Source organism: Parasphingomonas zepuensis, assembly GCF_036663735.1.
GTDB lineage: Bacteria > Pseudomonadota > Alphaproteobacteria > Sphingomonadales > Sphingomonadaceae > Sphingomonas.
This window is the reverse complement of record NZ_JAXOJO010000090.1, coordinates 1-1,043: the sequence shown is the minus strand read 5'-3', so window position 1 is coordinate 1,043 and position 1,043 is coordinate 1. Positions and strand designations below refer to the sequence as shown.

The window sequence follows — 1,043 nt, the reverse complement described above, 5'->3', positions numbered from 1 at the left end:
GTGATGACGCCGCGGACCCAGGTCGACTGGATCGACGTCAATCTGGACGAGGCAGGGATTCGCAAGGCGCTCGCGGAAACGCCACACACGCGGTTGCCCGTAACGGACGGTTCGGTCGACGATGTCATTGGTGTGGTTCAGGCGCGGGACGTGGCATCGGCGCTGATCCGGGGCGAGACGCTTGACCTGCGCCGACTGATGCACACTGCTCCGGTGCTGCCCGATCAGGTCGATGCGATGGACGCGTTGGGCGCGCTGCGCCGTGCGGCGGTGCCGATGGGCTTTGTCCATGACGAATATGGGCATTTCGAGGGCATCGTGACCCCCGCCGATCTGCTGGCGGCGATCGCGGGCGAGTTCGCATCGGATACCGATGCGGGCGACCACCCGGCGATTGTCGTGCGCGACGACGGATCGCTGCTGGTGTCCGGCCAGCTGGCCGCCGACACGCTGGCGGAGCGGATCGGGATCGACTTGCCCGAGGATCGCGATTTCGCGACGGTGGCGGGTCTGGCGCTGGCGGTGCTGAAACGCCTGCCGAATGAGGGCGAGAGCTTTGCCGAACAGGGCTGGCGGTTCGAAATCGTCGATATGGACGGGCACAAGATCGACAAGCTGTTGGTCAGTACCATTCCTGACTAGCTTTCAGGGGGCAAGGGCGCTTCCGATGCTTCGTTATTCTGCGCATGCTGCTGGTTCGCCCGTCCGCGACGGCGTTTGAGAAAACGACCGCGCGCCAGGATCGCGATCGCCCCGGCAGCGAAGATCGCGATCAGGATGAAGTGAATGGTGGTGGCGCCCTCGGTCATCATTTGACGCTCCAGCTGCTGACAATTCGGCTAACGTCCATGCGCGATGCTCGTGTTGCGGGCGGTCACTGCGCAATGCACGGTGCTGGCGAAAGGTCCAGCGGCAATCCTCAATCCCGCGCCGCCGTCCGGACCTCCTGCACTGCCGCCAACTGTGCGAGCTTCAGGAATTCGTTGCGCCAATAGCCCTGCGGCGTCCCCGCCAGTCCACGAATATCGGCGAAGCTGTAGCGG

Annotated in this window: 2 protein-coding genes; one reads left to right on the top strand and one right to left on the bottom strand. The window is 64.5% G+C overall.

Translation table 11 applies throughout. The features are described 5' to 3' along the window. Nucleotides 1–642: hemolysin family protein (locus U1769_RS25495; RefSeq protein ID WP_332720946.1), on the top strand; the 642-nt coding region annotated here is incomplete at its 5' end. On the opposite strand, the gene U1769_RS25490 is transcribed toward U1769_RS25495, so the two are convergent. Continuing rightward, nucleotides 639–812 carry a hypothetical protein gene (locus U1769_RS25490; RefSeq protein WP_332720945.1) on the bottom strand — a complete coding sequence of 58 codons (174 nt, stop codon included), beginning with the start codon at nt 810–812 and terminating at the stop codon, nt 639–641. The two genes, U1769_RS25495 and U1769_RS25490, sit on opposite strands and share 4 nt — an antisense overlap. Nucleotides 813–1,043: the final 231 nt, after the last annotated feature.

What these genes read in the sequence shown, in the direction of transcription:
- U1769_RS25490 (WP_332720945.1), bottom strand. Translation starts at nt 812, where the DNA reads ATGATGACCGAGGGCGCCACCACCATTCACTTCATCCTGATCGCGATC.